Annotated in this window: 19 protein-coding genes and 1 tRNA gene; 19 read left to right on the forward strand and 1 reads right to left on the reverse strand. The window is 73.7% G+C overall.

The features are described from left to right. The first annotated feature begins 264 nt into the window (after nt 1-264). The 13 genes from ACZ4UB_RS11785 (at nt 265) to ACZ4UB_RS11845 (ending at nt 17,232) form a co-directional block, all read left to right on the forward strand. Nucleotides 265-2,664, forward strand: coding sequence for a serine hydrolase (locus tag ACZ4UB_RS11785; protein ID WP_468069981.1), 2,400 nt, complete (start codon nt 265-267; stop codon nt 2,662-2,664). 807 nt (nt 2,665-3,471) lie between these two features. After that, nucleotides 3,472-4,200: a TauD/TfdA family dioxygenase gene (locus tag ACZ4UB_RS11790; RefSeq protein ID WP_354381743.1), complete on the forward strand. Its 729-nt coding sequence runs from the start codon at nt 3,472-3,474 to the stop codon at nt 4,198-4,200. A gap of 300 nt (nt 4,201-4,500) precedes the next feature. Continuing rightward, nucleotides 4,501-5,547: a diiron oxygenase gene (locus ACZ4UB_RS11795; RefSeq protein ID WP_468069982.1), complete on the forward strand. Its 1,047-nt coding sequence runs from the start codon at nt 4,501-4,503 to the stop codon at nt 5,545-5,547. Nucleotides 5,548-5,592: 45 nt separating this feature from the next. Further along, nucleotides 5,593-6,882, forward strand: coding sequence for a KamA family radical SAM protein (locus tag ACZ4UB_RS11800; RefSeq protein ID WP_468069983.1), 1,290 nt, complete (start codon nt 5,593-5,595; stop codon nt 6,880-6,882). Beyond that, nucleotides 6,879-8,270, forward strand: coding sequence for a dipeptide epimerase (locus ACZ4UB_RS11805; RefSeq protein ID WP_468069984.1), 1,392 nt, complete (start codon nt 6,879-6,881; stop codon nt 8,268-8,270). The genes ACZ4UB_RS11800 and ACZ4UB_RS11805 overlap by 4 nt, the downstream gene beginning before the upstream one ends. After that, nucleotides 8,267-9,355: an Ldh family oxidoreductase gene (locus tag ACZ4UB_RS11810; RefSeq protein WP_468069985.1), complete on the forward strand. Its 1,089-nt coding sequence runs from the start codon at nt 8,267-8,269 to the stop codon at nt 9,353-9,355. The genes ACZ4UB_RS11805 and ACZ4UB_RS11810 overlap by 4 nt, the downstream gene beginning before the upstream one ends. Further along, complete coding sequence (locus tag ACZ4UB_RS11815; protein ID WP_468069986.1) at nt 9,352-10,587, forward strand: ATP-grasp domain-containing protein; 1,236 nt, start codon at nt 9,352-9,354, stop codon at nt 10,585-10,587. The genes ACZ4UB_RS11810 and ACZ4UB_RS11815 overlap by 4 nt, the downstream gene beginning before the upstream one ends. Then, on the forward strand, nt 10,584-11,798 hold the full coding sequence (locus ACZ4UB_RS11820) for a GNAT family N-acetyltransferase (RefSeq protein ID WP_468069987.1): 1,215 nt from the start codon (nt 10,584-10,586) through the stop codon (nt 11,796-11,798). Before ACZ4UB_RS11815 ends, ACZ4UB_RS11820 begins: the two co-directional genes overlap by 4 nt. Before the next feature lie 6 nt (nt 11,799-11,804). Continuing rightward, entirely contained in the window at nt 11,805-12,725 is a 921-nt protein-coding gene (locus tag ACZ4UB_RS11825; RefSeq protein WP_467958105.1) for a branched-chain amino acid transaminase, read from the forward strand. Further along, a complete protein-coding gene (locus ACZ4UB_RS11830; RefSeq protein WP_468069988.1) occupies nt 12,722-13,546 on the forward strand; it encodes a hypothetical protein in 825 nt (274 codons plus the stop codon). Before ACZ4UB_RS11825 ends, ACZ4UB_RS11830 begins: the two co-directional genes overlap by 4 nt. Next, nucleotides 13,543-14,916, forward strand: a complete 1,374-nt coding sequence (locus tag ACZ4UB_RS11835; protein WP_468069989.1) for an MFS transporter — start codon at nt 13,543-13,545, stop codon at nt 14,914-14,916. Before ACZ4UB_RS11830 ends, ACZ4UB_RS11835 begins: the two co-directional genes overlap by 4 nt. Beyond that, complete coding sequence (locus ACZ4UB_RS11840; protein WP_468069990.1) at nt 14,913-16,187, forward strand: ATP-grasp domain-containing protein; 1,275 nt, start codon at nt 14,913-14,915, stop codon at nt 16,185-16,187. The genes ACZ4UB_RS11835 and ACZ4UB_RS11840 overlap by 4 nt, the downstream gene beginning before the upstream one ends. A 10-nt stretch (nt 16,188-16,197) precedes the next feature. Continuing rightward, nucleotides 16,198-17,232 (forward strand): alpha-hydroxy acid oxidase, encoded by a 1,035-nt coding sequence (locus tag ACZ4UB_RS11845; protein WP_468069991.1) that lies wholly within the window; start codon nt 16,198-16,200, stop codon nt 17,230-17,232. Nucleotides 17,233-17,309: 77 nt separating this feature from the next. Here the strand turns inward: ACZ4UB_RS11845 and ACZ4UB_RS11850 are convergent. Further along, nucleotides 17,310-17,383 (reverse strand) — tRNA-Met (locus tag ACZ4UB_RS11850). A gap of 332 nt (nt 17,384-17,715) precedes the next feature. Between ACZ4UB_RS11850 and ACZ4UB_RS11855 the strand changes: the two genes are divergently transcribed. The 6 genes from ACZ4UB_RS11855 to ACZ4UB_RS11880 all read left to right on the forward strand — a co-directional run bounded on the left by ACZ4UB_RS11855 (nt 17,716) and on the right by ACZ4UB_RS11880 (nt 22,914). Next, nucleotides 17,716-18,807: a UbiA family prenyltransferase gene (locus ACZ4UB_RS11855; RefSeq protein ID WP_468070158.1), complete on the forward strand. Its 1,092-nt coding sequence runs from the start codon at nt 17,716-17,718 to the stop codon at nt 18,805-18,807. Nucleotides 18,808-18,849: 42 nt separating this feature from the next. Further along, on the forward strand, nt 18,850-20,250 hold the full coding sequence (locus tag ACZ4UB_RS11860; RefSeq protein ID WP_468069992.1) for a cytochrome P450: 1,401 nt from the start codon (nt 18,850-18,852) through the stop codon (nt 20,248-20,250). Then, nucleotides 20,247-21,356 (forward strand): methyltransferase, encoded by a 1,110-nt coding sequence (locus ACZ4UB_RS11865; protein WP_468069993.1) that lies wholly within the window; start codon nt 20,247-20,249, stop codon nt 21,354-21,356. The genes ACZ4UB_RS11860 and ACZ4UB_RS11865 overlap by 4 nt, the downstream gene beginning before the upstream one ends. Beyond that, a complete protein-coding gene (locus ACZ4UB_RS11870) occupies nt 21,353-22,006 on the forward strand; it encodes a DUF6875 domain-containing protein (protein ID WP_468069994.1) in 654 nt (217 codons plus the stop codon). Before ACZ4UB_RS11865 ends, ACZ4UB_RS11870 begins: the two co-directional genes overlap by 4 nt. A gap of 54 nt (nt 22,007-22,060) precedes the next feature. After that, nucleotides 22,061-22,474, forward strand: coding sequence for an Mpo1-like protein (locus ACZ4UB_RS11875; RefSeq protein ID WP_468069995.1), 414 nt, complete (start codon nt 22,061-22,063; stop codon nt 22,472-22,474). 131 nt (nt 22,475-22,605) lie between these two features. Continuing rightward, nucleotides 22,606-22,914, forward strand: coding sequence for a hypothetical protein (locus tag ACZ4UB_RS11880; RefSeq protein ID WP_468069996.1), 309 nt, complete (start codon nt 22,606-22,608; stop codon nt 22,912-22,914). Nucleotides 22,915-22,950 lie beyond the last annotated feature (36 nt).

A 22,950-nucleotide genomic window follows, 5' to 3' on the forward strand; every position in this document is an offset into this window, starting at 1 on the left:
CGTAGGTGGTGGGGTGGGATGGGGTGTGACCTGCTAGCCCCGCCCCCCCCCCCCCCCCCCCCCCCCCCCCCCCCCCCCCCCCCCCCCCCACCCCCTGGGCGCGCCGCCGGACGCAATGCGGATATTTAGGGCCGTTTTCCCGGAACCAATGGGTGCCTCCGGGGTCTCTACATGATCGAGTGACACCCCCGCGGGGGCGTCACCGACACCACGAGACAGAGGGCGGGCTGGGTCCCGGCCGGTAGAAGCTAGGTGGCACGAGGGATGAAGGCGGTACCAGTGGCGGGCGAATCGTCCGACACGTCGAAGAGCGCGCAGGGTTCGACCGCGGACGCGGTGGAGACGTCCACTCCCGAACCGGCGCCCCCCGAAGCCGCCCCGGTCGCCGCCGAACAGGCCGCGGTCCCCGCCCCCGCGAGCGAACGGGAGCCGGAGCCGGACCCCGCCCCCCGCGCCGAGGCGGCCCCACCCGCACGCGAGCCCGCGAACGAGCCGGCACGACCCGAAGCCGTGGCGGCAGCCGATACCGAGACGTCGACCGGGGACGAGGCCGGGACCGAGGATGCTGCCCCGGCACCGACCCCGGCCACGGCCGACCTCCCCACCAAGGCACGCCCCGAGGCCCCCGCGAAGGCGTCGGCCGAGGGATCGCCCAAGCCGTCGAGCGAGGCCCCCGCCAAGGCGTCGAGCGAGGAGCGGACCACGGCCTCGACCGAGTCGCCGGTCGAGCGATCGACCAAGGCGTCGAGCGAGGCGCCCGCCAAGGCGTCGGTCGACGGATCGCCCAAGCCGTCGAGCGAGGCCCCCGCCAAGGGGCCGGCCGGGGCATCGACCAAGGCGTCGAGCGAGGAGCGGACCAAGGCAGCCGCCAAGGCGCCGATCGAGCCGGCGGCCGAGGCACCGACAGAGGCCCCCGCCAAGGGGTCGCCCGAGGCGTCGACCGACGCCCCGGCCGAGGCATCGACCAAGGCGTCGACCGACGCTCCGGCCAAGGCTTCGACCGAGGCGTCGGCCGGGGCGGGCGCCCGGGGCGAGGCTGCGTCGAAGGCCGCGACCGAGGACTCGTCCGGGACCGATGACGGGGAGTCGACCGGAGCCGGGGCAGAGGCAGGGGCAGGCCGGGCGGCGGTGCCGGAGTCCGACAACGAGCGGACCAGTACCTTCGTCGCCCTCAAGCCGCTGGAGGCGACGGCCGCACCGGCCAAGGCGCCGGCCGCCCCCGCCCCGACCACCCCGTCCTGGGCCAAGGGCGCGACCCCGAAGGAGCGCGCCGCACCCCCGGTGGCCCCTGCCAAGGCCCCGGCCCCCGCCGCCGAGCCCGCCGCCAGGCCCACCGCCCCGCAACCCCCGCAGCCCGTACCGCCCCTCGACCTGCTGGCGCAGCTCACCAACACGCCCCCGCCGCAGGAGACCACGGCACGCACCCTCGGCCGCCGGGTCAAGATCTGGACGCCCGTGTTGCTCGGGCTGGTCGGCGCGGCCGTGGTGGCCCAGCTGGTCCGGCCGCTGCCCGCGCCGACCGTGACCACCGGGAACGCCGCGGCGTCCTTCACCTTCGACGGGACCTACACCCCGCCGTGGCCCAGCGCGGGCCAGGGCGCGATGCGCGTCGTCGGCAGCGGAGAGATCGGCAGCTTCGGCGAGCAGAAGCCCGTGCCGATCGCGAGCGTGGCCAAGGTGATGACGGCGTACGTCATCCTCACGGGCCACCCGCTGAAGAAGGGCGAGGCCGGCCCCCAGATCGAGATCGACGCCAAGATGGTCGCGGACGGCACGTCCGCGGACGAGTCGCGCGTCGAAGGGCTGACCGCCGGCACCAAGTACAGCCAGCAGGACGTGCTGAAGATGCTGATGATCCCCTCGGGCAACAACGCCGCCCGGCTGCTGGCCCGGTGGGACGGCGGCAGCGACTCGGAGGCCGCGTTCGTCGAGAAGATGAACGCCGCCGCCAAGGCACTCGGCATGACGAACACCACCTACACCGACCCCAGCGGACTCGACGCGGGGACGAAGAGCACGGCCGAGGACCAGCTCAAACTGGCCGAGGCGGTCATGCGGTTCGACGCCTTCCGGGCGATCGTGTCCATGCCGAGCGCCCCGATCCAGGGCCTTCCCAAGCCGCTGATCAACAACAACGCCAGCCTGCTGCTGGCCAACCTGAGCGTCGCGGGCATCAAGACCGGTTCCAGCTCGGCGGCGGGCGGGGCCCTGATGTGGGCGGCGTACAAGTCGGTCGGCGGCAAGGACCAGCTGATCGTGGGAGCCACCTTGGAGCAGCGCGCTCCCGCGCCCGACAAGGACGCGCTGGACAGCCTGGAGCTCGTCAAGGCGAACACCAAGAAGATCATCGAGTCGGTGCGGGGCGCCCTGACGGCTGCCGGAGCCGTGAAGAAGGGCCAGGTCGTCGGGTACGTGGACGACAAGCTCGGCAAGCGCACCGCGCTCGTGGCCACGCGCGACGGCCAGGTGGCCGGCGTACCGGGACAGAAGGTGCGGTTGAAGCTCACCGACGGCGGCAAGACGCTCCCGCACGCGGCGAAGGCGGGCACCCAGGTCGGTGAGCTGGTGCTGGGCGACGGGCCCGGGGCGGCCACGATCCCGCTGGCGCTGAAGGAGGACCTGGTCGAGCCGTCGTTCGGGGCCAGGGTGCTGCGCCTCGGGTAGGGGATCCGCACGCGCGGGGGTGCGTACACCCGCCGTTCGCCGTACGACAACCCGCCCGTCACGACGCGCCGCGAGTGCTACCTCGTCTACGCACCCGGGCGGACGATCGCGCCGCCCATCGGACAACTCCTGACGGACCCCCGGTCCGTCGGGCCCGTCCGGTGGGCGGCGCGGCCGCATCCGGCGCCGCCGTGGCCGCGCCGCGGTGGTGACCTTCGCCACGGACCCCGTCGACGGGTGCGCGCGACGAGGGCGTCCCGAACCCGCGGTGACGACGGGGCGGGAGGGGCGCCCGGAGACCCCCGGGAGCAAGAGGAACGACGAGATCCGGACAACTGCGGGGCGAACGGTTCCCGGCGCCGTCGGATGGCCGGTAACGGGTGACGGTGTGCCAGGTCCGCCGTGGTGTCGCTCCGTGTGGGTGATCCGCGTCCGTTTGCAACCGTTCCGGTCCGGAGCGGGTGTGGGGCGCACCGTTCGTCACTGCCTTCACCGCCACCGGGGGTCGGCGCGTGGGGCGGGACCCGCGCCGCGGGGGAGTGCCGTCGATGTGCGGTATCTGACATTCCGATCGCCGTTATCCGGACAGTCCCGTATACCGTCCCGACTGTCCGAAGTGGACCAACCGCAGGCAGCGGGGCTGGTGGTGGCTGTTTCGGTTGCGGGGGGCGGCGGTGACCCATCTCACTTTTCGAAACATTGCCAGGTCTGCCGCGCTGCTCGAATATCAAGCCGGGATGCAGTCCGGCGCGATCGTGATCCGATCGCCAGGCAACTCAAAGCCACAGATTCTCGGGGGAGTTCGTCATGACCACAGCCCTTGATCTTCACGCATGGGAACTTGCGGAACAGGGTTGTACTCTGCTCACAGACATCGAAACGGACGAGCAGGCCGCCGAGGTGCTCAGCGCCTTCGGCGAACTCGTCCCGCAGTACGACGGATCGCTGCGCTACCAGGTCAAGGCGGCTCCGGGCTTCGAGGAGCGCCGCTACTCGAAGAGCGTCAACACCATCCTGGTGCACACCGAGGCGCCGGGCTGGAACCCGACGCCCAGCTACCTCGCCCTGCACTGCCGGGTCCAGGCGACCTGCGGCAGCGGCCACACCGAGCTGGCCGACATGCGCGCGTTCGTGGAGTCCCTCCCGGCGCAGGACCGCGCGGCCCTCTACGAGCGCGACATCGACTGGCTCGGCCACAACACCGGTGGCGTCGGGACCGAAGGCGTACGCCGTCCCGTGGTCGAACGCACCGCGGGCGGCCGGGAGATCGTCCGCTTCAGCTACAACCTGCTGACCACCGGCCAGTACGACCCGCCGGTCGACGCCTGCGTCGATCCCGCTGAACTGCCCCTCGGCAGCTTCGGCATCCACCTCGCCGAGCAGGCCGAGGCGTTCTTCCGGGAGCAGAAGCGGTCCGTGCTGATCCCGGAGGGCGCGGTCCTCGTCTGGGACAACCAGCGCATGGTGCACGCCCGTTCCGCCTACCGCGACGCCAAGCGGCACCTGACCCGCTACTGGATCGCCGCCCAGCACTGACCCGCCCGCACCGGCCGCCCGGCTCCGACCCTTCGGCGCCGGTCGGCCGGCGCCGAGCGACCACCGCGACGCCGCGCCCGAGCCGGGCCCGCGCACGTACACGGCGCCGGGTCACGGCCTCGGCCGGTGCAGGGCACACGACGCACCGCGACGGCCGCACCGCGCCGCCGCACCGCGTCGGCCCTCGCGGTCGGCCCGCCGCCGCTCCACCGGGACCGCTCGCCCCGGTGGCGCGGCCGGGCCGCGCCGGCCGCGCCCCGCACCGCGCACCCAGGAACACCGATCCCCAAAGGCTGGACCATGACCACCATCGCCCAGAACGTCGTGCACTCGGAGAAGGAAGAGGAGTTCCCCACCGGCCTGCCGGAGGAACTGCGGGGGCTGCCCGAAGGCGTGCCCCGCTACGACCCGAACGACCAGGTCGAGACCGCGGTGATCCGGCGCCTCGTCGGCAACTGGCACCGCAGGGCCACCGTCAAGCGCGACGAGCCGGACCTCGACGAGCTGTTCGAGGTGGACCGGCCCGACTACCCCGAGGGCATCCTGCCCTTCCACGACCACCCCACGTACCAGGCGCTGGACCCGGCGAAGAAGTCCGAGCTGATGAGCTGGGCGTGGATCGCGTACAACCGGCACACGATCATGGCCGAACAGAAGGTGGCCAACCCGGCCTTCGCCCTCGTCATGGAGGGGGAGTACCCCATGCTCCAGGACGAGGCGCTCAACATCTCGCTGGCGCAGGCCATGGTCGACGAGCAGTACCACACGCTCATGCACCTCAACGCGAGCGCGCTCACCCGCCGTCGGCGCGGTCGCGCCATGCCCGACAACGAGCTGCCCATCTCGCACACGGCCCGGGAGCACATGCGGCTGCGCGAGGGCGCTTCGCACCGCTGGCAGAAGTCGCTGACCACGCTCGCCTTCGCGACCGTGTCCGAGATCTCCATCAACGCCTACCTCGACCTGCTGGCCGACGACCCGCACATCCAGCCGGTCAACAGCAGCACCGCCAAGCTGCACAACCGCGACGAGTACTGCCACGCCTCGATCTCCGCCGTCCTGGCCGAGATGGTGCACGACAAGCTCGACGCCGAACAGGGCAAGTTCTTCCGCGACATGCTCTTCGAGGGGCTGGAGGCGTTCGTCGCCACCGACTACACCACCTGGCACCGGATCATGGACCTCGCCGAGATCGAGGGCGGCCACGAGATGCTGGCCGACTGCCAGGCCGAGACCAGCCGCAAGCGCCTCGTCCGCGACTACACCGGACTGCACACGCTCATCGAGCGGATGGGCGTGCAGGAGCTCGTCGAGTTCGACTGGTCGAAGTCCCACGTCGCGCGCTGACGCCCCGCCGATGTCGTTGCAGCAGAAGAGGAATCGAGAGTTCCGGTGAAACACTACGCCAACGAGCGGCTCGCTCAGCTCGCACTGGACCGCGGCATGCCCGCGGAGTACGTGCGTGACCTGCGCGTGGTCGGCAGCGTCCTCCCGTTCAAGGTCAACGAGTACGTGGCCGACGAGCTGATCGACTGGTCGGCCGCGCCGGACGACCCCATCTTCCGACTGACCTTCCCGCACCGGGACATGCTCCCGGCGCACGTCTTCGACCGGATGGCCGCGCTGCTCGACGCCGGCGCCCCCCGCGGGGAGCTGCGCCTGGCCGCCGCGGCCGCGCAGCTCGAACTCAACCCGCACCCCGGCGGCCAGTTGGAGGCCAACGTCCCGGAGCTGGACGGCCGTCGGCTGGACGGGCTCCAACACAAGTACGCGGAAACGGTGTTGGTCTTCCCCTCCCAGGGGCAGACCTGCCACTCCTACTGCGGATACTGCTTCCGCTGGGCCCAGTTCGTCAGCCAGGCGGAGCTGCGCCAGGCGCTGCGCGACCCTGCCGACCTGACCGGCTACCTCGCCGGGCACCCCGAGGTCACCGACGTGCTCTTCACCGGCGGCGACCCGATGATCATGCGCACCGACGTGATCCGCCGCTGGGTGGAGCCGCTGCTGGAACCGGACGCCGACGCGATCCGCACGCTGCGCTTCGGCACCAAGGCCCTGTCGTACTGGCCGGCGCGCTTCACCACCGGTGAGGACGCCGACGACCTGCTACGCCTCTTCGAGCAGGCCGTCGCCGCGGGCCGCCACGTGGCCGTCATGGCGCACTTCTCCCACCCCCGGGAGCTGGAGACCGAGGCGGTACGGGACGCCATCGCCCGGATCCGGTCCACCGGCGCGGTGATCCGCGCCCAGGCGCCCCTGGTGGCGCACGTCAACGACGACGCGGCCGCCTGGGCCCGCATGTGGCAGATGCAGGTCGACCTCGGCATCGTCCCCTACTACATGTTCGTGGAACGGGACACCGGGGCGCGCAACTACTTCGGGCTGCCCCTGGTGCGCGCCCTGGACATCTACACCGAGGCGCTGCGCGGGGTCTCCGGCCTCGCGCGCACCGCGCGCGGCCCGGTCATGTCGGCCGGACCGGGCAAGGTGATGATCCACGGCACCGCCGAGGTCGGCGGCGAACGCGCCTTCGTCCTCAGCTTCCTGCAGGCCCGCCGCCCCGAGTGGGTCGGCCGCCCCTTCTTCGCCGCCTACGACGAGCACGCCCAGTGGTACGACGACCTCAAGCCGCTGTCCGCCTCCGGGGCCGCCTTCCCGCCGTTCCCGGAGCTGAGCGCATGAGGCTCTCCGTCCACGAGATCCGGCTCACCGACCACGACGTCTGGCGCAGCGCCCGCGAGGCCATCCCGGTGCAACCGGGCCTCCTCGTCGAGCTGTCCGCCGGTGGCCGCTCCGGCTTCGGCGAGGCCTCGGCCTTCATGACCGACCGCTACAACTCCTCCCTCGCGGCCATGCACGACGACCTGCGCCGGGTGGCGGCCACCGTGCGCGCACTGCCCGCCGACGACCCCGAGGGCAGCTGGGCCGTGCTGGCCCCGCTGCTCGCGGGCTCGCCCTTCCTGCTGGCCGCGCTCGACGTCGCCGCGCACGACCTCGCCGCCCGGCTGGCGGGCGTACCGCTCTGGCGCCACCTGGGCGGGGAGGAGCCCGGCGCCCTGCAGTCCAGTTACAGCATCGGGCTCGACGAGCCCGACGTGATGGTGCGCAAGCTCCGCGACCAGCCGGGCTGGCCCGCCTACAAGGTCAAGCTCGCGGCCCCCGGCGACCTGCACGTCCTGCGGGCGCTGCGCGAGCACACCGACGCCCCCTTCTTCGTGGACGGCAACTGCGGCTGGGACCTGGCCGCGACGCTCCACGCGCTGGAGGACATGCGCGCCCTCGGCGTGGAACTCCTGGAGCAGCCGTTCCCGCGCGAGCGCTGGGAGGACGCCGCCGCGCTCAAGGCGGCCTCACCGATCCCGGTGTACGCCGACGAGAGCATCACCGGGCCCGACGACCTCGACGCCTGCGTCCGGGCGTTCCACGGGGTCAACCTCAAGCTGATGAAGGCCGGGGGCATCACCCCCGCGCTGCGGATGCTGCGCCGCGCCCGCGCCGCGGGCCTGGGCACGATGCTCGGCTGCATGCCGGAATCCAGCGCGGGCGTCTCCGCCACCGCCCACCTCGGACCGTACGTGGACCACCTCGACGCGGACTCCATCGCCCTGCTCGCCGTGGACACCGGCGTCGGGGTGCTGCTCGACGACCGGGGCCGGATCACCCTGCCGCAAGCTCCCGGCACCGGCTTCGTCCCCGACTTCGCGGGACCCGCCTTCACCGTGCGACCCACCCTGGGCGGGCGCGCCGGCTGGGACGGCGGCGCCCTGGCCGTCTACCGCGAGGCGGTGCCCGTCGCCGCACTCGTCGAACGGCGTCGGCCGTTGCCCGGGAACGGGCCGAGCGACGCGGTGCGCCGGCTGATGGACTTCTCCTTCGAGGATGCGGCGGGCACGGAGGAGATCGCCGCCCTGCTCCGCACGGCCGTCACCCGCGCCGTCGCCGACGGCGCCGACACGGTGTGGATGCGCTCCGAGCACGCCGCCGGCTTCGCCGAAGCGGCCCGCACCACCGGTTTCGCCGCGGCGACGCCGGTCGCCGAATCCCTCTTGGTCTGGAAGGCACCCGCATGACCAGCGCCCCCGCATCCCCGACCACCGCCGCGCCCGCCGCCGGGGCGGGCCTGGTGACGGCGGCCGTCGCCACCGCCACCGCGGTCGCCGCGCTGCGCGCCGCGGGCGTCCCGGAGGGCGACGCCCGTGACGTGGCCGCCGCCCTCACCGAGACCTCCCTGCGCGGCATCGACACGCACGGCCTGCGGCTGCTCCCGCAGTACCTCGCCGAACTCGAACAGGGCATCGCCACCGCGCGCCCCGACATCAGCGTCGTGCGGGACTCCGGCGCCGCCGTGATGCTCGACGCCGACGGCGCCCTCGGCGTGGTCGCGGGCCTGGCGGCCGCCCGGATCGCCGCCGAGCGCGCCCGTACCCACGGCGTCGCCGCCGTGGGCGTGCGCAACTCCAACCACTTCGGCGCCGCCTCCGTCTACAGCCGCCACCTCGCGGCCCAGGGCCTCGTCGGCATCGTGACCACCTCCGCGGCCTCCCGCGTCGCGCCCTTCTCCGGGACCACCCCGCTGTACGGGACCAATCCGCTCAGCTTCGCCGCCGCCGACGACGGCGACGAGTTCGCCCTCGACATGGCCACCAGCCAGGTCTGCTTCGGCGAGATCAAGGAGCGGCGCAAGCACGGCCGCGCCCTCGACGCGGGCTGGGCCACCGACGCCGACGGCCGCCCCGCCACCGACCCCGAGGACGCTCACGCGCTCTCCCCGCTCGGCGGCTACAAGGGCCAGGGCCTCGCCATGGTCGCCACCCTCCTCGGCGCCGTCCTCACCGGTTCGCCGGCGGACTGGCACCTGGAGCACATCGGTGAATCCGCCCCCGGCCGCAGCCGCCAGGTCGGCCACTTCCTGATCTGCCTGGACCCGGCCGCGTTCGGCGGCGCCGAGAGCTTCGCCGCCGGTTTCGCCGACCTGGTGGGCACCACCCGCGCCACCCGGCCCGGAGTCGAGGCCACCCAGCCCGTGCAGGTCCCCGGCGACCCGCAGCGGCGCTGCGCCGAGCAGCGCGCCGCCGACGGCATCCCGCTCGACCCGCACACCGCGGGCGCCTTCGCCGAGCTGGCCGCACACCACGGAACGGGAGCGGGCGCATGATCCTGGTCCTGCTCAGCCCGCGCAACGCCGGACTGCCCTTCGCCGAATGGCTCGGCGAGGAGGCGGGCCGGCTGCTCGCCGTCACCGCGCGGGGCGTCGACCCCGGTCCCGGCTTCCAGGCCGTCGAGACCGTCGCCGACTACTTCGACGACACGGCCGTACGGGAGGCCGCGCGCCGCCTGTGCGAGCGGTACGGGGTCACCCGCGTCCTGGCCCTCGCCGAGGTCGACGTGGAGCGCGCCGCCGCCCTGCGCGAGGAGTTCGCCCTGCCCGGCCAGCGCCCCGAGAGCGCCCGCGCCTACCGGGACAAGGTCCGGATGAAGGAGCTCGCCGCCGCGGGCGGGATCCGCGTCCCCGCCTTCGCCCCGGCCGACTCCCCGGCCGACGTGCTCGCCTTCATGGCCGCCCACCCCGGCCCGGTCGTCGTCAAGCCGCGCGGCGGCTCCGGCTCCACCGGCGTGGCCGTCCTGGACACCCCCGACGACCTGCCCGCCGTCGCCGACCGGATCCGCGCCGGCGACCACGAGGTCGAGGAGTTCGTCGCCGGCCGGTTCTTCCACGTCGACGCCCTGCACGCGGGCGGTGGACCGGTCGTCTCCGTCCCCTCCCTCTACACGGACGGCGGCTGCCTCTCCCACTGGACCGACTCCGGCAACGGCAGTTGGACCCTGGAGCGCGAAGACCCGCTGCACCGCAGGCTGGTGGACGAGACGTGGCGGCTGGTGGCCGCGCTGCCCGCCGCGCCCGCGCTCTTCGTGCACGCCGAGTTCTTCGTGACCGACGCCGACGAGATCGTGCTCTGCGAGATCGCCGGCCGGGTCGGCGGCACCCCGATCCCCGCCATGCTGGAGGCCGTGCTCGGCCTGGACCCGCGGCACTTGTGGGCCAGGATCGAATGCGGGCTGCCCGTGGACCTCGACGCCGTGCGCGCCCACGCCCACGCCGCCCCCCTCGTGGCCAACTTCGGCCTTCCGCCGCGCAACGGCCGCATCACCCGGGTGCCCAGCGGAGCACCGGACGGCACCCGCGACTTCGCGGTCCTCGCCGAGGTGGGCGAGGACTGGGGCGGCGCCCGCTACGCGGGCCGCAAGTCCGGCGACTTCATCGCCACCTGGCTGGTCACCGCCGCGGGCGAAGGGGAGCTGCTCGCCCTCCTGGCCAAGACCGAGGCCGACACCGAAGCCGCCTTCGGCTGGGACCTGGTCGCCGCAGCGGTCGAGGAGGAGCGGTGAAGTACTCCGCCAAGGTCCTCGACGCCGCGAGCCGCCCCACCGCCCGGGAGTTCCCGGCGCTGGAACGGCCCCCGGTCATCTGGGACGACGACCGCTGGTGGCGGTTCACCGAACGCACCGACCTGCACGAGACCCACTACCTCGCCGTCCACGCCGCGGACGGCGCCCTGGTGGCCCTCGCCCCGCTGCTGCTCACCCGGGACGGCGGCGGCCTGCTCTTCTACGACGTCCCCAAGATGACCGGGAACCTCGGAGCCTTCGGCGACCCCGCCCACCTCACCGAGGACGAGCGCACCCGCTGGGAGGAGCTGACCCCCGCCCTGGAGCGGGCCCGCCCCGCCCAGTACCCCTCCGTCGCGCTGTCCGTCTTCGGCTCCCACCACGGCATCGTGCACGCCACCGGACGCACCGCTGACGAGCGCCGCGAGGTCCTGGCCGAACTGCCGCGGCTGCTGGAGGACGCGGCCCGGTTCCTGGGCTGCGCCAGCCACGCCCTGCTGTACGCCACCGACGAACAGGCCCGGACCCTCGGCCCCGCGGCCGCGGACCTCGGCCACGTCCCGGCCGTCCTGGGCGCCGAATCCGTCCTGCGCCTCGACGCCCCGGACTGGGACACCTACCTGGCCACCCTCGTCAGCCGCAAGCGCAAGCGCGCCAACCGCGAACTGCGCGAGTACGCCGAGGCCGGATTCACCACGGTGATCCGCGAGGGCGCCGACGCCCTCACCGGCCCCGTCGTCGACCTCCAGGTCGCCCTGCGCGCCAAGTACGGCCTGCCCGGCGGGCGTCCGCGCGTCGAGCGGGACTTCGCGGCGATCCGCGAGACCGTCGGCGACAGCGCCCTCGTCCTCAGCGCCGAACGCGACGGCGAGACCCTCGGCTTCGTCCTCTACCTCCGTTCCGGCGACGCCCTCTTCGGGCGCACCGCCGGCTTCGACGACGACCGGGCCAAGGGCGTCTACTTCGCCCTCACCTACCACGAGACCATCCGCTGGTCCCTGGCCAACGGAGTCCGGGACATCTGGTACGGCCTCGCCGCCTACGACGCCAAGAAGCTGCGCGGCTGCGACCTCGAACCCCGCCACGGCTGGTTCCACTTCACCGGCGAGGGCCACCAGGTCCTCACCGAGACCGTCCGCCTCCAAGGGGACGGCGAAAACGGCCGGCTGCGCGGCCTGGGCCCGAACAGCACCACCCCACAAGGAGACTGAGCCGACATGCCACTGACCCCGACCCCCTTCATCTGGATGGACGGCGAACTGGTCCCCTGGGACGAGGCCCAGGTGCACGTGCTCACGCCGAGCCTGCACTACGGCTGGGGCGTCTACGAAGGCATCCGCGCCTACGAGACCGAGACCGGCCCGGCCGTCTTCCGGCTGCGCGAGCACATCGCCCGGCTGCGCGACTCCGCCCGCGTCTACCTGATGGAACTGCCCTGGACCGACGAGGAGTTGGTCCAGGCCGTCCTCGATCTGGTCCGCGTCAACGGCCAGCCCTCCTGCTACATCCGGCCCATCGCCTACCTCGGCTACGGCGAGATGGGCGTGGCGCCCAACCTCGACGCCGTCCGCATGTCCATCGCGGTCTGGCCCTGGGGCTCGTACCTCGGCGACAAGGCGGAGAGCGAGGGCTGCCGCCTCATCGTCAGCAACTGGCAGCGCAACTCCAACCAGACCGTCCCGCCGCTGGCCAAGGCCACCGGCGCGTACGTCAACAGCGCCCTCGCCAAGGTCGGCGCGCAGCGCGCCGGTTACGACGACGCGCTGATGCTGACCGCGAACGGGCACATCGCCGAGGCCTCGGCCGCCAACCTGTTCATGCTGCGGGGCGGCGAGCTGGTCACCCCGCCCGTCAGCGACGGCATCCTGCCCGGCATCACCCGCGACACCGCCATCACCTTCGCCCGCGACCTCGGACTGACCGTCGTCGAGCGCAGCATCCCGCGCAGCGAGGTGTACATCGCGGACGAGGCGTTCTTGACCGGGACCGCCGCCGAGATCGTCCCGGTGGCCTCCGTCGACGAGCGCCCGGTCGGCGACGGCCGCGTCGGCGCCGTGACCAAGGAACTCCGCGGTCTCTTCCAGGACGTCGTGCGCGGCCGCAACCAGGCGTACGAGCGCTGGCTGGAGCGCGTGTGAGCGGCGAGCGCCACCAGGACCACCAGGGATACGGCCGCGCCCGCGCAGGGGTCGGCGAGGCGGTGGCCCGTCTGGAGGCCGCCGCCGGCGCCCTGCCCGACACGGCGCCGGAGGCCGCCCCGCGCACCGGGCACACCTCGTGGGGCGAGGAGGTGTGCGACCGGCTGATCGACCTGGGGGCCGCCCGCGCGTGGCTGCGCGCCGCCGAGTCCGCCCCGGTGCGCGACGACGTCGACGAGATGATGCACGCCTGCGTGCGCTGGGTGGTGGGCGAGGACGTCGTGCGCACCCGCTCGCGCGTCGACACCTACGTCGCCGACACGGTGCCCGTGCGCGAGGGGCAGAGCGCCGACGCCGCGCACGGCCTGGTCACCTCGGTGGTCACCTTCGCCGCCCGCCCCGAGTACTACGACGGCGCGGTGGAACGGCTGCGCGCGGCCCTCGGCCCGCGCCCCGCCGGCCGGGCCGCCGCCGCGTGGGACATCGCCGCCGAGGCCCTGGCCGGCCTCGGCGTCACCCGCGACGAATGGGTGGGCGCGGACCCCGCGTTCACCGCCGCGGGCGGCTGGGTCCTGGTCGAGCGGATCGGCCGGATCCAGCTGGCCGCCGCCCTCCTGGCCGAGGCGGACGCGCACCCGGAGGCGGAGCGGGGGACGGGGCCGCAGTACGTGAACGCGGCCCGCCGCTACACCTGGAACTGGCTGCGCCAGCCCCCGCCCGAGGCGGCCACCGAGGTCCACGTCCGGCGCACCGGTGAACTCACCGCGTGGCTGCGGGGCGCGGGCGCCGCGGGCGACACCGCCGCGGGGCGTGACGCATGACGGACCGGCAGACCCCGCCGACGGTGCGGACCTCGCCGAGCGGGCGCCTGGCCCGCTTCCTGGTCGCGATCCTGCCCAGGACCCCCGCCGGGCGCAAGCTCGCCGCGGGCGCCGCCGTGGACTCGGTCGGCTCCGGCATGTTCCTCGCCGCGTCGACCCTGTACTTCGTCACGGTGGTCGGCTTCCCGGCCGAACGGGTCGGTCTGGTGCTCGCCGTCGCGAGCGTCGTCGGCCTGCTCAGCCCGGTCCCGCTGGGCCGGCTCGCCGACCGGGTCGGCCCCGCCAAGGTGTACGTCGGCCTGCTCGCGGCCCGCGGCGTCGGCTACGCGGGCTTCGCGCTGGTCCACGACTTCTGGCCGTACGCGCTGCTGACCTGCGTGTTGACCGCCCTCGACCGGGGCTGCTCGCCGCTCCAGCAGGTCGTGGTCGGGCTGATCGAGGGCGGCGAGAACCAGACCCGCACCATGGCCTCGATCCGCTCGGTGCGCAACATCGGGCTGACGGCCGGCTTCCTGCTGGCCGGCGCGGTCCTCGCGGTCGAGAGCCGGGCCGCGTTCGTCGCGCTCTTCCTCGGCAACGCGCTGACCTTCTTCGTGATCGCCACGGTCGTGGAGCGGCTGCGGCGCCGGGCCCCCGGCACGTCCCCGGCCACCGCGTCCGGCGCGGCGTCCACCACCGAGCCCGTCGCGGCGGCCGTCGTGAAGGACGTCCCGCAGCGGGCCGCCGCCGAGGAGCCCGTCCGCAGTCCCTTCCGGGACCTGCGGTTCATGCTCTTCACCCTCTCCAACGGCGTGCTGTCCCTGCACGACTCGGTGCTCTTCGTACTGCTGCCGCTCTGGCTCACCACCGCCACCAGCGCGCCCACCTCGGCCGTCTCGGTGCTCCTGGCCGTGAACACCGTCCTCACGGTGCTCCTCCAGGTCTACGTGTCCAAGTTCGCGGAGACCACGGCCCGCGCCCTGAAGCTCGTCTGGGTCGCGCTGCTGCCGCTGCTGCTGTCGTGCGGCTTCTTCGCGGGCGCCGAGCACGTGTCCGTCTGGCCCGCCGCGGCCTGCGCCGTGCTCGCCGTGGTGCTCCTCACGGTCGGCGAGAACCTGCACTCCGTGGCCGTCTGGAACCTGTCGTACGAGATGTCCCCGGCCCCGGCCCGGTCCCGCTACCTGGCCACCTTCAGCCTCGGCGTGACCGGCCAGCAGATCATCGGGCCGGTTCTGATGACCTCGGTCATGCTGCCGCTCGGCAGCATAGGCTGGGCGCTGCTCGCCGGGATCTTCGCGGTGGCCGCGCTCGTCGTACGGGCCACCGGCGGCCCCCGGGCGACGCCGGCCGCCGCCCCGTCCACCCCCGTAACCACCGAGGTGACCACATGACCGAGCACGTACTCATCGTCGGCGGCGGCCGCGAGGTCCCCGGACTGATCCGTGACGTCGGCGGCCCGGAGGTGGCCACCACGATCCTGTGCCGGATGGACTTCGTCCCCAAGATCCGCAAGCCGGGGCAGCACGACCGGGTGCTCGCCCTGCGCAGCGACGCCCCCGACGAGGAGTGGATCGCCCTGGCCGCCGCCGTCCACGCCCGGCACCCCTTCACCCGGGTCGGCACCTTCGGCGAACGCGACCAGGACCGCGCCGCCGCCGTGGCCGAGGCCCTGGGCCTGCCCTGCCACAGCCCGCGGACCATCGCCTACGTGCACGACAAGCACGCGATGCGCCGCAGGCTCGCCGAGACCGGGGTGGACGAGACCCCGGTCGCCCGGGTCGCCGACGCGAGCGAGCTGCGCGCCTTCCTCGCCGAACACGGCACCCCCTGCGTGGTCAAGCCCACCCAGGGGGCCGGCAGCTTCGGGGTGTCCGTGGTCCGCGACGTGGAGGAGGCCGAGGCCGCCTTCGCCCGCGCCGCGCGCGACTTCGAGGTGATCCCCGACGCGGGCGTCCTGGTCGAACGCTTCCACGTGGGACCGCAGTTCAGCGTCGAGGCCTTCTCGGAGGACGGCGAGCACGAGATCCTCGCGATCACCCGCAAGTACTCCGATCCGGTCGGCTTCGTCGAGGTCGGCCACGTCGTCCCCGCCGAACTCGACGCGGAGCAGAGCGGGTCGGTGCACGCCTACGTGCGCCGCCTGCTCGACGCCCTCGACATCCGCTACGGGGTCACCCACACCGAGGTCGTGCTCACCGACGCCGGTCCGCGGGTCATCGAGACCCACGTACGGCTCGCCGGGGACGAGATCCCCTACCTCGTCCAGGACGTCACCGGGGTCGACCTCGTCGACTGCGTGGTCCGCCAGACCCTCGGCCAGTCGGTGCTCGCCGACATCCGCAAGACCCTCGCGGACCCGTCCGTGGACCGGCGGCCCGAAGCCATCTGGTTCGCGGTGCCCCGCGCGCGCGGCACCCTCACCGCGATCAACGGCCTGGCCGAGGCCGCCCGGCTGCCCGACGTCGTCGTCGCCGAAGCGCTCCTCGACGCGGGGGACACCGTGGGCGACCTGGACAGCTCCGAGTCCCGCGCCGCCTTCGTGCGGGTCCGCGGCGCGGACGCCGCCGAGGCGATCGCCCGCGCCCAACAGGCCGTGGCCGGCCTGGAGTTCGCGGTCCGGGTCGTCGGTGGCGACCGGGCCGGCGCCGACGAGTGGGTCTGAGGGGGCAGCGGTGAAGGACGACATCACGGCCGGTCCCGAACTGGCCGAGCGCGCCCGGGCCCTGCTCCCCGCCGCGGCCTACGACTTCTACGCCGCCGGCTCCGACGAGCAGATCAGCACCGGCGAGGCCGCGGCGGCCTGGCGGACCCGGCGGCTCGCCCCGCGCGTCCTGCGGGACGTCTCCGCGGTGGACACCTCCCTGGAGCTGCTCGGCAGCACGCTCGCCTCGCCCGTCCTGGCCGCGCCGACCGCCTTCCACCGGATGGCGCACGACGAGGGCGAGGTGGCCACGGCCGCGGGCGTGCGCGCCGCGGGCTCCCTGATGGTGCTCTCCTCCCGGGCCACCCGGTACCCGGAGGACGTCGCGGCGGCCGCCGGGCCCTGGTGGTTCCAGGTGTACTGCCTGCGCGACCGCGACATCACCCGCCGCCAGGTCGAACGGGCCACGGCTGCCGGAGCCCGGGCGCTGGTCCTCACGGTCGACGCGCCCTACGTCCCCCCGAAGGCCACCGCGGGCCTGCCGCTCCCGCTGCCCCAGGACGACGAGCTGTGCCGCTCCGTCGGACTGGCCACCCGCACGCCCGGCTGGGAGCAGGACCCCTCCATCGGCCCCGAGGTGATCGGCGAGCTGAAGCGGATCTCCGGGCTGCCCGTGCTGGTCAAGGGCGTGCTGCGGGCCGATGACGCGAAGGCGTGCGTGGCCGCCGGAGCGGCCGGCGTGATCGTCTCCAACCACGGCGGCCGCCAGCTCGACCGCGCCGCGGCGACCGCCGAGGCGCTGCCCCCGGTGGTCCGGGCCGTGGGGGACACCGTCCCGGTGCTGGTCGACGGGGGCGTCCTGACGGGCACGGACGTCCTGGTCGCCCTCGCGCTGGGCGCCCGCGCGGTCCTGGTGGGGCGCCCGGTCCTGTGGGCCCTGGCCCTGGGCGGCGCCGACGGCGTGGCCGCCCTGCTCGATTCGTACCGGGAGCAGCTCTCGCTGCGGATGGCGCTGGCGGGCGCCGCCACCCTCGGCGAGATCGGACCGGACCTGCTGCACGGATGACGTTCCGCTTCCGCTTCCGGACGCACAACGCGCAGAGGCCCCCTCGACACGAATGTCGAGGGGGCCTCACGCATGAGTAGCGGGGACAGGATTTGAACCTGCGACCTCTGGATTATGAGCCCAGCGAGCTACCGAACTGCTCCACCCCGCGTCGATGAACACCACTCTACGCGAGATTCTGGGCACCGTTCACCAGGTATTCCTCCAGCCGCCCTCGACCGGATCCGGATGCGCTCCGGACGACGTCCGGACGTGATCCGTAGCGGCGTCCTCCCGGTCCTCCCAGGTGGGCCTCGTCCGCGCGGCGCCGCGCCGCCGCCACCGAGGCGGTCCGGAGCGGTCCTCGAAGCGGTTTCGAGGGGGATCTGAGCCATCGTCAAGTGATCGCCGTCATGGTCTGACCACCGAACGTGACGCACGGCCCGGTCCCCGCGCGACGAGCGCGGGGCCCGGGCCCCGCGGATGGAGGACGACCCCGTGACGATGAACGCCGCCCGATCGCCCGCGCACGCCCCGCCCCTGCCCGGACCCGAGGAGTTCGCCGCGCTCGGCCCGGACCGGCGCGAGGAAGCGGTGCGCACCACCCCCGGCACCGCGGGCTGGGGCGAGACCGTACGGATCACCCTGATGCTCGGGCGGCCGCGCACCTGCGTCCCCGGCATGCTGACCTTCGCGCTCGGCTGGACGGTGGCGGGCGGCGGGGTCAGCGGGCTCCTCTTCGCCGGACTGGCGATCTCCCTGGTCTACGGGCTGCTGGCCAACACCTACAACGCCTACACCGACCTCGCCGAGGACAGCCGCAACCTCCCCGGCCGGGTCTGGCAGGTCCTGCGCATCGGGCACCGCCGACTGCTGTGGATCAGCCACGCGATGTCCGCCGTACTCATCGGCGCCTCGCTCCTCTACAGCGTCGCGTACGTGGTCCCGATGACCCTGGCGCTGGTCGGCGCCCACCAGTACTCCTTCCTCCCCGGCCGGCTCAAGGCCCGCCCCGTGACCGGGCTGTTCGCCTTCAGCCTGGCCGTCTTCGGCCCGTACCTCCTCGGCTACTTCGCGGCCCCCACCGGGGTGCGGCGGCTCACCGGGGACGCCTGGGCGATCCTCGCCTTCCTGATCATCTGGTTCGTGGCCAAGGGCATGGTCAAGAACCTCCCGGACTACGACGGCGACCGCGAGGCCGGGCTGCGGACCTCCGCGACCGTCTTCCCCGACCGGCTCTCCGCCGCCCGGGCCGCCACCGTGGTCACCCTGATCGGATACCTGTCCCTGACCGGCTTCGTCCTGGCCGGCAGCCTGCCGCTGCGCACCCTGGTGGCACTGCCCTGGGCCGTCGCCGCCTTCCAACAGTGCCGGGCGATGGCCCGGGCCGTGGAGAACCGGGCGGCCAACGCCGTCCTGAAGGCCGACATGCTGCTGTCGACCGCCTTCCTCGCCTCCGTGCTCGTGCTGCGCGCCCCCGGCTGGGCGACCGCCCTGTCCGTGGCGATCGGCGCCGTGATCCTCTTCGGCAGCGACTTCCTGGCCCTGGACTCCCGGCGCAAGAACGACGGCGCCACCGCCCCGAAGACCGCCTGACACCCCTCCGCCTCCCCCCACCCGCCCCGAAGGAGTTCCCGCATGGCCGCTGTCCCCGGACCGCGCACACCGGCTCAAGTGGTGCGCACCGTCAGAGCGTTCCAGCGCTCGCTGCCGGAAGGGCTGGAGCACCTCAAGGACGAGTACGGTGAGGTCAGCGCCTTCGGGCTGGGCCCCACCCGCACCTACTTCCTCTTCGGGCCCCAGGCCAACGCCCTGGTGATGCGCAACCCCGAGAACTTCCGCTTCGCCGGCGCCTACGACATGCTCCGCCCCATCGCCGGAGAGACCGCCCTGGTCGTCACCGACGGCGAGCCGCACGCCCGCCGCAAGCGCAAGGCACTGCCCTCCTTCCAGCGGCCCGGTGTCGAGCAGGCCACCCGGATGATCGTCGAGGCCGTCGACCGGACCATCGACGACTGGCGCCCCGGGCAGCGCCTGGACATCCACGCCGCACTGCGCGAGGCGATCCGCGGTGCGATGCTCCGACTCTTCTGCGGCGATCGGATCGCCGCACAAGCCCCTTACTTGATCGGCCAGTTGGACCAGATCCACGAGCTGATGGACAATCCGCTGCCCCAGCAGATGGTCGCCTGGAGCCTGCCGACCCGGGCCCGCAGGCGCGCCCTCGACGGCATCGCCGCCGTCGAGGAGCGCATCTACGAGGAGATAGCCCGCAGGCGCCACACCGGAGAGGCCGGAGCTCGCGGCGGCGAGGACCTCATCTCGGTCATGCTGGCCGACGGCGGAGCCGTGATGACGGACCAGGAGATCCGCGACATGGTCGTCAGCGCGCTGATCGCGGGCTACGACCCGGTCGGCTCCGGCATCGGCTGGGCCGTCTACAACTCCCTCGCCCATCCCGGCGTCTGGCAGCGGCTGCGGGCCGAGGCGGACGAGGTCCTCGGCGGCGCGCGCGCCACCCCCGGCGCCGTGCGCAAGCTGCGCTACACCGGCCGGGTGGTCCAGGAGAGCCTGCGGCTGCACCCGCCCGTCGTGATGAGCCCGCGCCGCGTCGTCAAGGCGTTCCGGCACCGCGGTCACCTGATCCCCGCGGGCGCCACCGTGGCGGTCAGCGAGTACATCACCCACCGGTTGCCGGCCGTCTGGGACGCCCCGGGGGCCTTCCGCCCCGAGCGCTGGGACACCGACCAGGAGGGCTACCAATCCCCGTCGCCCTTCGAGTACCTGCCCTACGGCTACGGCGCCCGCCGCTGCATCGGCGCCGGGATCGCCGGAGCCGTCCTGCCCGCCGTCCTCTCCCGGCTGGCCCAGCGCACCGAACTCGACCTGCTCACCCTGCGGCCCCAGTACGGCGGCATCCCGGCCCTCATCCCGCGCGGCGGACTCCACGTCCAGGTCGCCGAGATGCCGCTCCGGGACCGCCCCCGCGACCGGGCCGTCGACACCGACCGCGACGTACTGGTGGAGGAATCCCGATGACGAGCCAGACCGTCCGCCCGACCGGGAGGGTGGCCGTCCCCGACGCCGGCCGGGCCCGGCACGCCTGGCGGATGCGCGAGATGATCTACGGCCAGCTCCGCTCCCGCGCGATCAGCGCCATGGCCGAACTCGGCCTCGCCGACGTGCTGGGCGGCGGAGCCCTGACCGCGGCCGAACTCGCCGAGAAGGTCGGCGCCGACCGCGCCCTGCTGCCCCGACTGCTGCGCGCCCTCGCCTCCTTCGAGATCCTCCACCTCGAACACCGGGACGGACGCGAGGAGTTCTCCCTGACCCCGCTCGGCGAGACGCTGCGCTCGGACGACCCCGGCTCGGCGCTGCCGACGGCCCTGCTGGTCGCCGCCACCGTGGCGCCCGCCTGGGAACGGCTCACCCAGGTGGTCCGCACCGGACGCGCCGCCTTCCCCGAGGTCTTCGGCCAGGACTTCTTCTCCCACCTCGGCGACGACACCCGGCTGCGCCGCATCTTCGACCGCTCCCAGGAGACCGGCCTGGCCCTGGAACTGGAGGGCCTGCTGGGTGCGGTGGACTTCACCGGCCCGCTCAGGGTCGTCGACATCGGCGGCGGGGACGGAGCGCTGATCACCGGCCTGCTCGCCGACCGCCCCGAGCTGCGCGGCACGCTCGTCGACCTCGCCGCGGCCCTGCCGCCGGCCGCCCTGCGACTGGCCGGCGCGGGGCTCGCGGACCGCTGCGAGCTGCGCGAGGGCAACTTCTTCGAAGCCCTGCCGGCCGGCGCGGACCGCTACGTCCTGCGCCACATCCTGCACGACTGGGACGACGAATCCTGCGTCGCGATCCTGCGCAACTGCCGTGAGGCCATGGGACCCGACGCCCGACTGGTGCTCATCGACCACCTGTCCGCCGCCGATCCGACGGGCGACGCGGGGGAGGGTTCGAGCGGCCAGTGGGGCGGCCTGATGGACCTCTACATGATGTCCCTCTTCGACGGCGGGCGGGAACGCACCCGGGAGGAGACCGAGGCCCTGCTGCGCGAGGCGGGCCTGACGGTGCTACGGGTCACCCGACTGCCGGGCGGCACCGGGGTGATCGAGGCGCGCGGCACGCTGGGAGGTGCTCCCCGATGACGCTCCACGACGACGCCGCGCCCGTCGCGGTGCTGCCCCCCGCCTCTCCCGCGTCCGTCACGGAGGCGGCCGAGGCCGTCGTCCAGGAGTGGCTGCGCGACTACGTGAGCCGCCCCCACGAGGAGCTCGGCCGCGACGGCGACGTCTGTCCCTTCGTGGAACCCGCCGAGCGGGCCGGCACCCTGATGATGCACACCCGTACCGGACTCACGGGCGCCACCGGCAGTGAACTGCGCTCCCTGGTACGGGAGATGGCCCGGACCTTCCGCACCACCCACTGGCCGCGCTCCAACCCCACGATGTACGCCTACGTCCTGATCCTGCCCGACCTGCCGCAACCGCAGTGGAGCGAACTCGACCGGACACAGGCGCTCTTGAAGGCGGAGCTCGCCGAGGGCGGCCTGATGCTGGGCCAGTTCCACCCCGAATGCCCCGAGCCCGCCGCCCGCAATCCGCGGTTCCCCGTCTCACGGAGCCCCGTACCGCTCCTCGCCATGCGGAACATGGCGCTGCACGACGTCCTGTTCCTGCACAACGACAGCCGGCTGTTCGCGGAGTACCAGCACCGCTTCGGCGGCCGCTACGAGCGGGGAGCGGTCGCCGACCCGCTGCTGCGCTCGTCGTACGAGGCGGGCTCTGCCGTCAACTGATGGCATGGGCTCGTACACAAGGCCATACACCCACCGCTAACGAGGAGTTCCGTGATGAGGGAGTTCGACCAGCGCTTCGAGGAGTACATGCGCGGGCACACGAGCGAGGCGAGCCGCTGGATGCACGTCGTGGGCATGTCCGCCGCCGCGGCGGCCGCGGTCGTCACCGTGCGCAGCCGCAGGCCCGGACGGCTGTGGACCGTACCGGCGGCCTTCTTCGCCTTCGCGTGGAGCGGCCACTTCGTCTTCGAGCGCAACCTGCCGGTCGGGTTCACCGACCCCGGCGCGGCCTTCTCCGGCGACCTGAAGATGATCTACATGATGGCCACGGGCCGCAACGCCCGCTTGAAGGAGCTGCTGGCGCGCCTCGCGCGGGAGGACGCCGCCGCGGAGTTCGTCGAGGACACCTCCGGCGCCGTCGCCGAAGGCGTCACCGCATGCCCCCGCCCCCTGGACCACGCGGCCTGAGGGGACCCGCCGGGTCCGCGGCCCCCGCGGCAGAGCCGCCCGGGTGACGGCGCGGTCCACCACCCGCGCATAATGCGCACTGCGGGTGACGACCGCAGGTCCAGGGCGAGCGTGCGAGGAAAGGAAACCCCATGGAAACGGCCGAAGGCCCGGAGTTCGTGCAGGACGGCCCCACCTCGGTGGAGCGCGAGGCGTGCGACGAGGTGCGGCGGCTGGCCGCGGGGATGTCCCACCACGAGAGCGCCGAGGCGCTCGAAGCGGCGGAGGAGGCCGCCGGGGACCTGGAGGCGGCCGACGTGCGGACCCGTGCCACGGTGGCCGAGTGGGAGCGGATCACCGACGTGCTCTCCGCCCACGGCGGCCCGTACACCCCGGAGACGGACCCCTACGTCCAGGGCCAGCTCACCGGACGCAGGAACCGGCGGGACGCCACCTCCTGAGCGGTGGAGGTGGCGCGGGCGGCCGCGCCGGGCGGC

It is taken from the genome of Streptomyces sp. NPDC028419 (assembly GCF_055565515.1).

Coding starts and splice junctions, on each gene's coding strand:
- ACZ4UB_RS11785 (WP_468069981.1), top strand. CDS start 265: ATGAAGGCGGTACCAGTGGCGGGCGAATCGTCCGACACGTCGAAGAGC.
- ACZ4UB_RS11790 (WP_354381743.1), top strand. CDS start 3,472: ATGACCACAGCCCTTGATCTTCACGCATGGGAACTTGCGGAACAGGGT.
- ACZ4UB_RS11795 (WP_468069982.1), top strand. CDS start 4,501: ATGACCACCATCGCCCAGAACGTCGTGCACTCGGAGAAGGAAGAGGAG.
- ACZ4UB_RS11805 (WP_468069984.1), top strand. CDS start 6,879: ATGAGGCTCTCCGTCCACGAGATCCGGCTCACCGACCACGACGTCTGG.
- ACZ4UB_RS11810 (WP_468069985.1), top strand. CDS start 8,267: ATGACCAGCGCCCCCGCATCCCCGACCACCGCCGCGCCCGCCGCCGGG.
- ACZ4UB_RS11815 (WP_468069986.1), top strand. CDS start 9,352: ATGATCCTGGTCCTGCTCAGCCCGCGCAACGCCGGACTGCCCTTCGCC.
- ACZ4UB_RS11825 (WP_467958105.1), top strand. CDS start 11,805: ATGCCACTGACCCCGACCCCCTTCATCTGGATGGACGGCGAACTGGTC.
- ACZ4UB_RS11835 (WP_468069989.1), top strand. CDS start 13,543: ATGACGGACCGGCAGACCCCGCCGACGGTGCGGACCTCGCCGAGCGGG.
- ACZ4UB_RS11840 (WP_468069990.1), top strand. CDS start 14,913: ATGACCGAGCACGTACTCATCGTCGGCGGCGGCCGCGAGGTCCCCGGA.
- ACZ4UB_RS11855 (WP_468070158.1), top strand. CDS start 17,716: ATGAACGCCGCCCGATCGCCCGCGCACGCCCCGCCCCTGCCCGGACCC.
- ACZ4UB_RS11860 (WP_468069992.1), top strand. CDS start 18,850: ATGGCCGCTGTCCCCGGACCGCGCACACCGGCTCAAGTGGTGCGCACC.
- ACZ4UB_RS11865 (WP_468069993.1), top strand. CDS start 20,247: ATGACGAGCCAGACCGTCCGCCCGACCGGGAGGGTGGCCGTCCCCGAC.
- ACZ4UB_RS11870 (WP_468069994.1), top strand. CDS start 21,353: ATGACGCTCCACGACGACGCCGCGCCCGTCGCGGTGCTGCCCCCCGCC.
- ACZ4UB_RS11875 (WP_468069995.1), top strand. CDS start 22,061: ATGAGGGAGTTCGACCAGCGCTTCGAGGAGTACATGCGCGGGCACACG.
- ACZ4UB_RS11880 (WP_468069996.1), top strand. CDS start 22,606: ATGGAAACGGCCGAAGGCCCGGAGTTCGTGCAGGACGGCCCCACCTCG.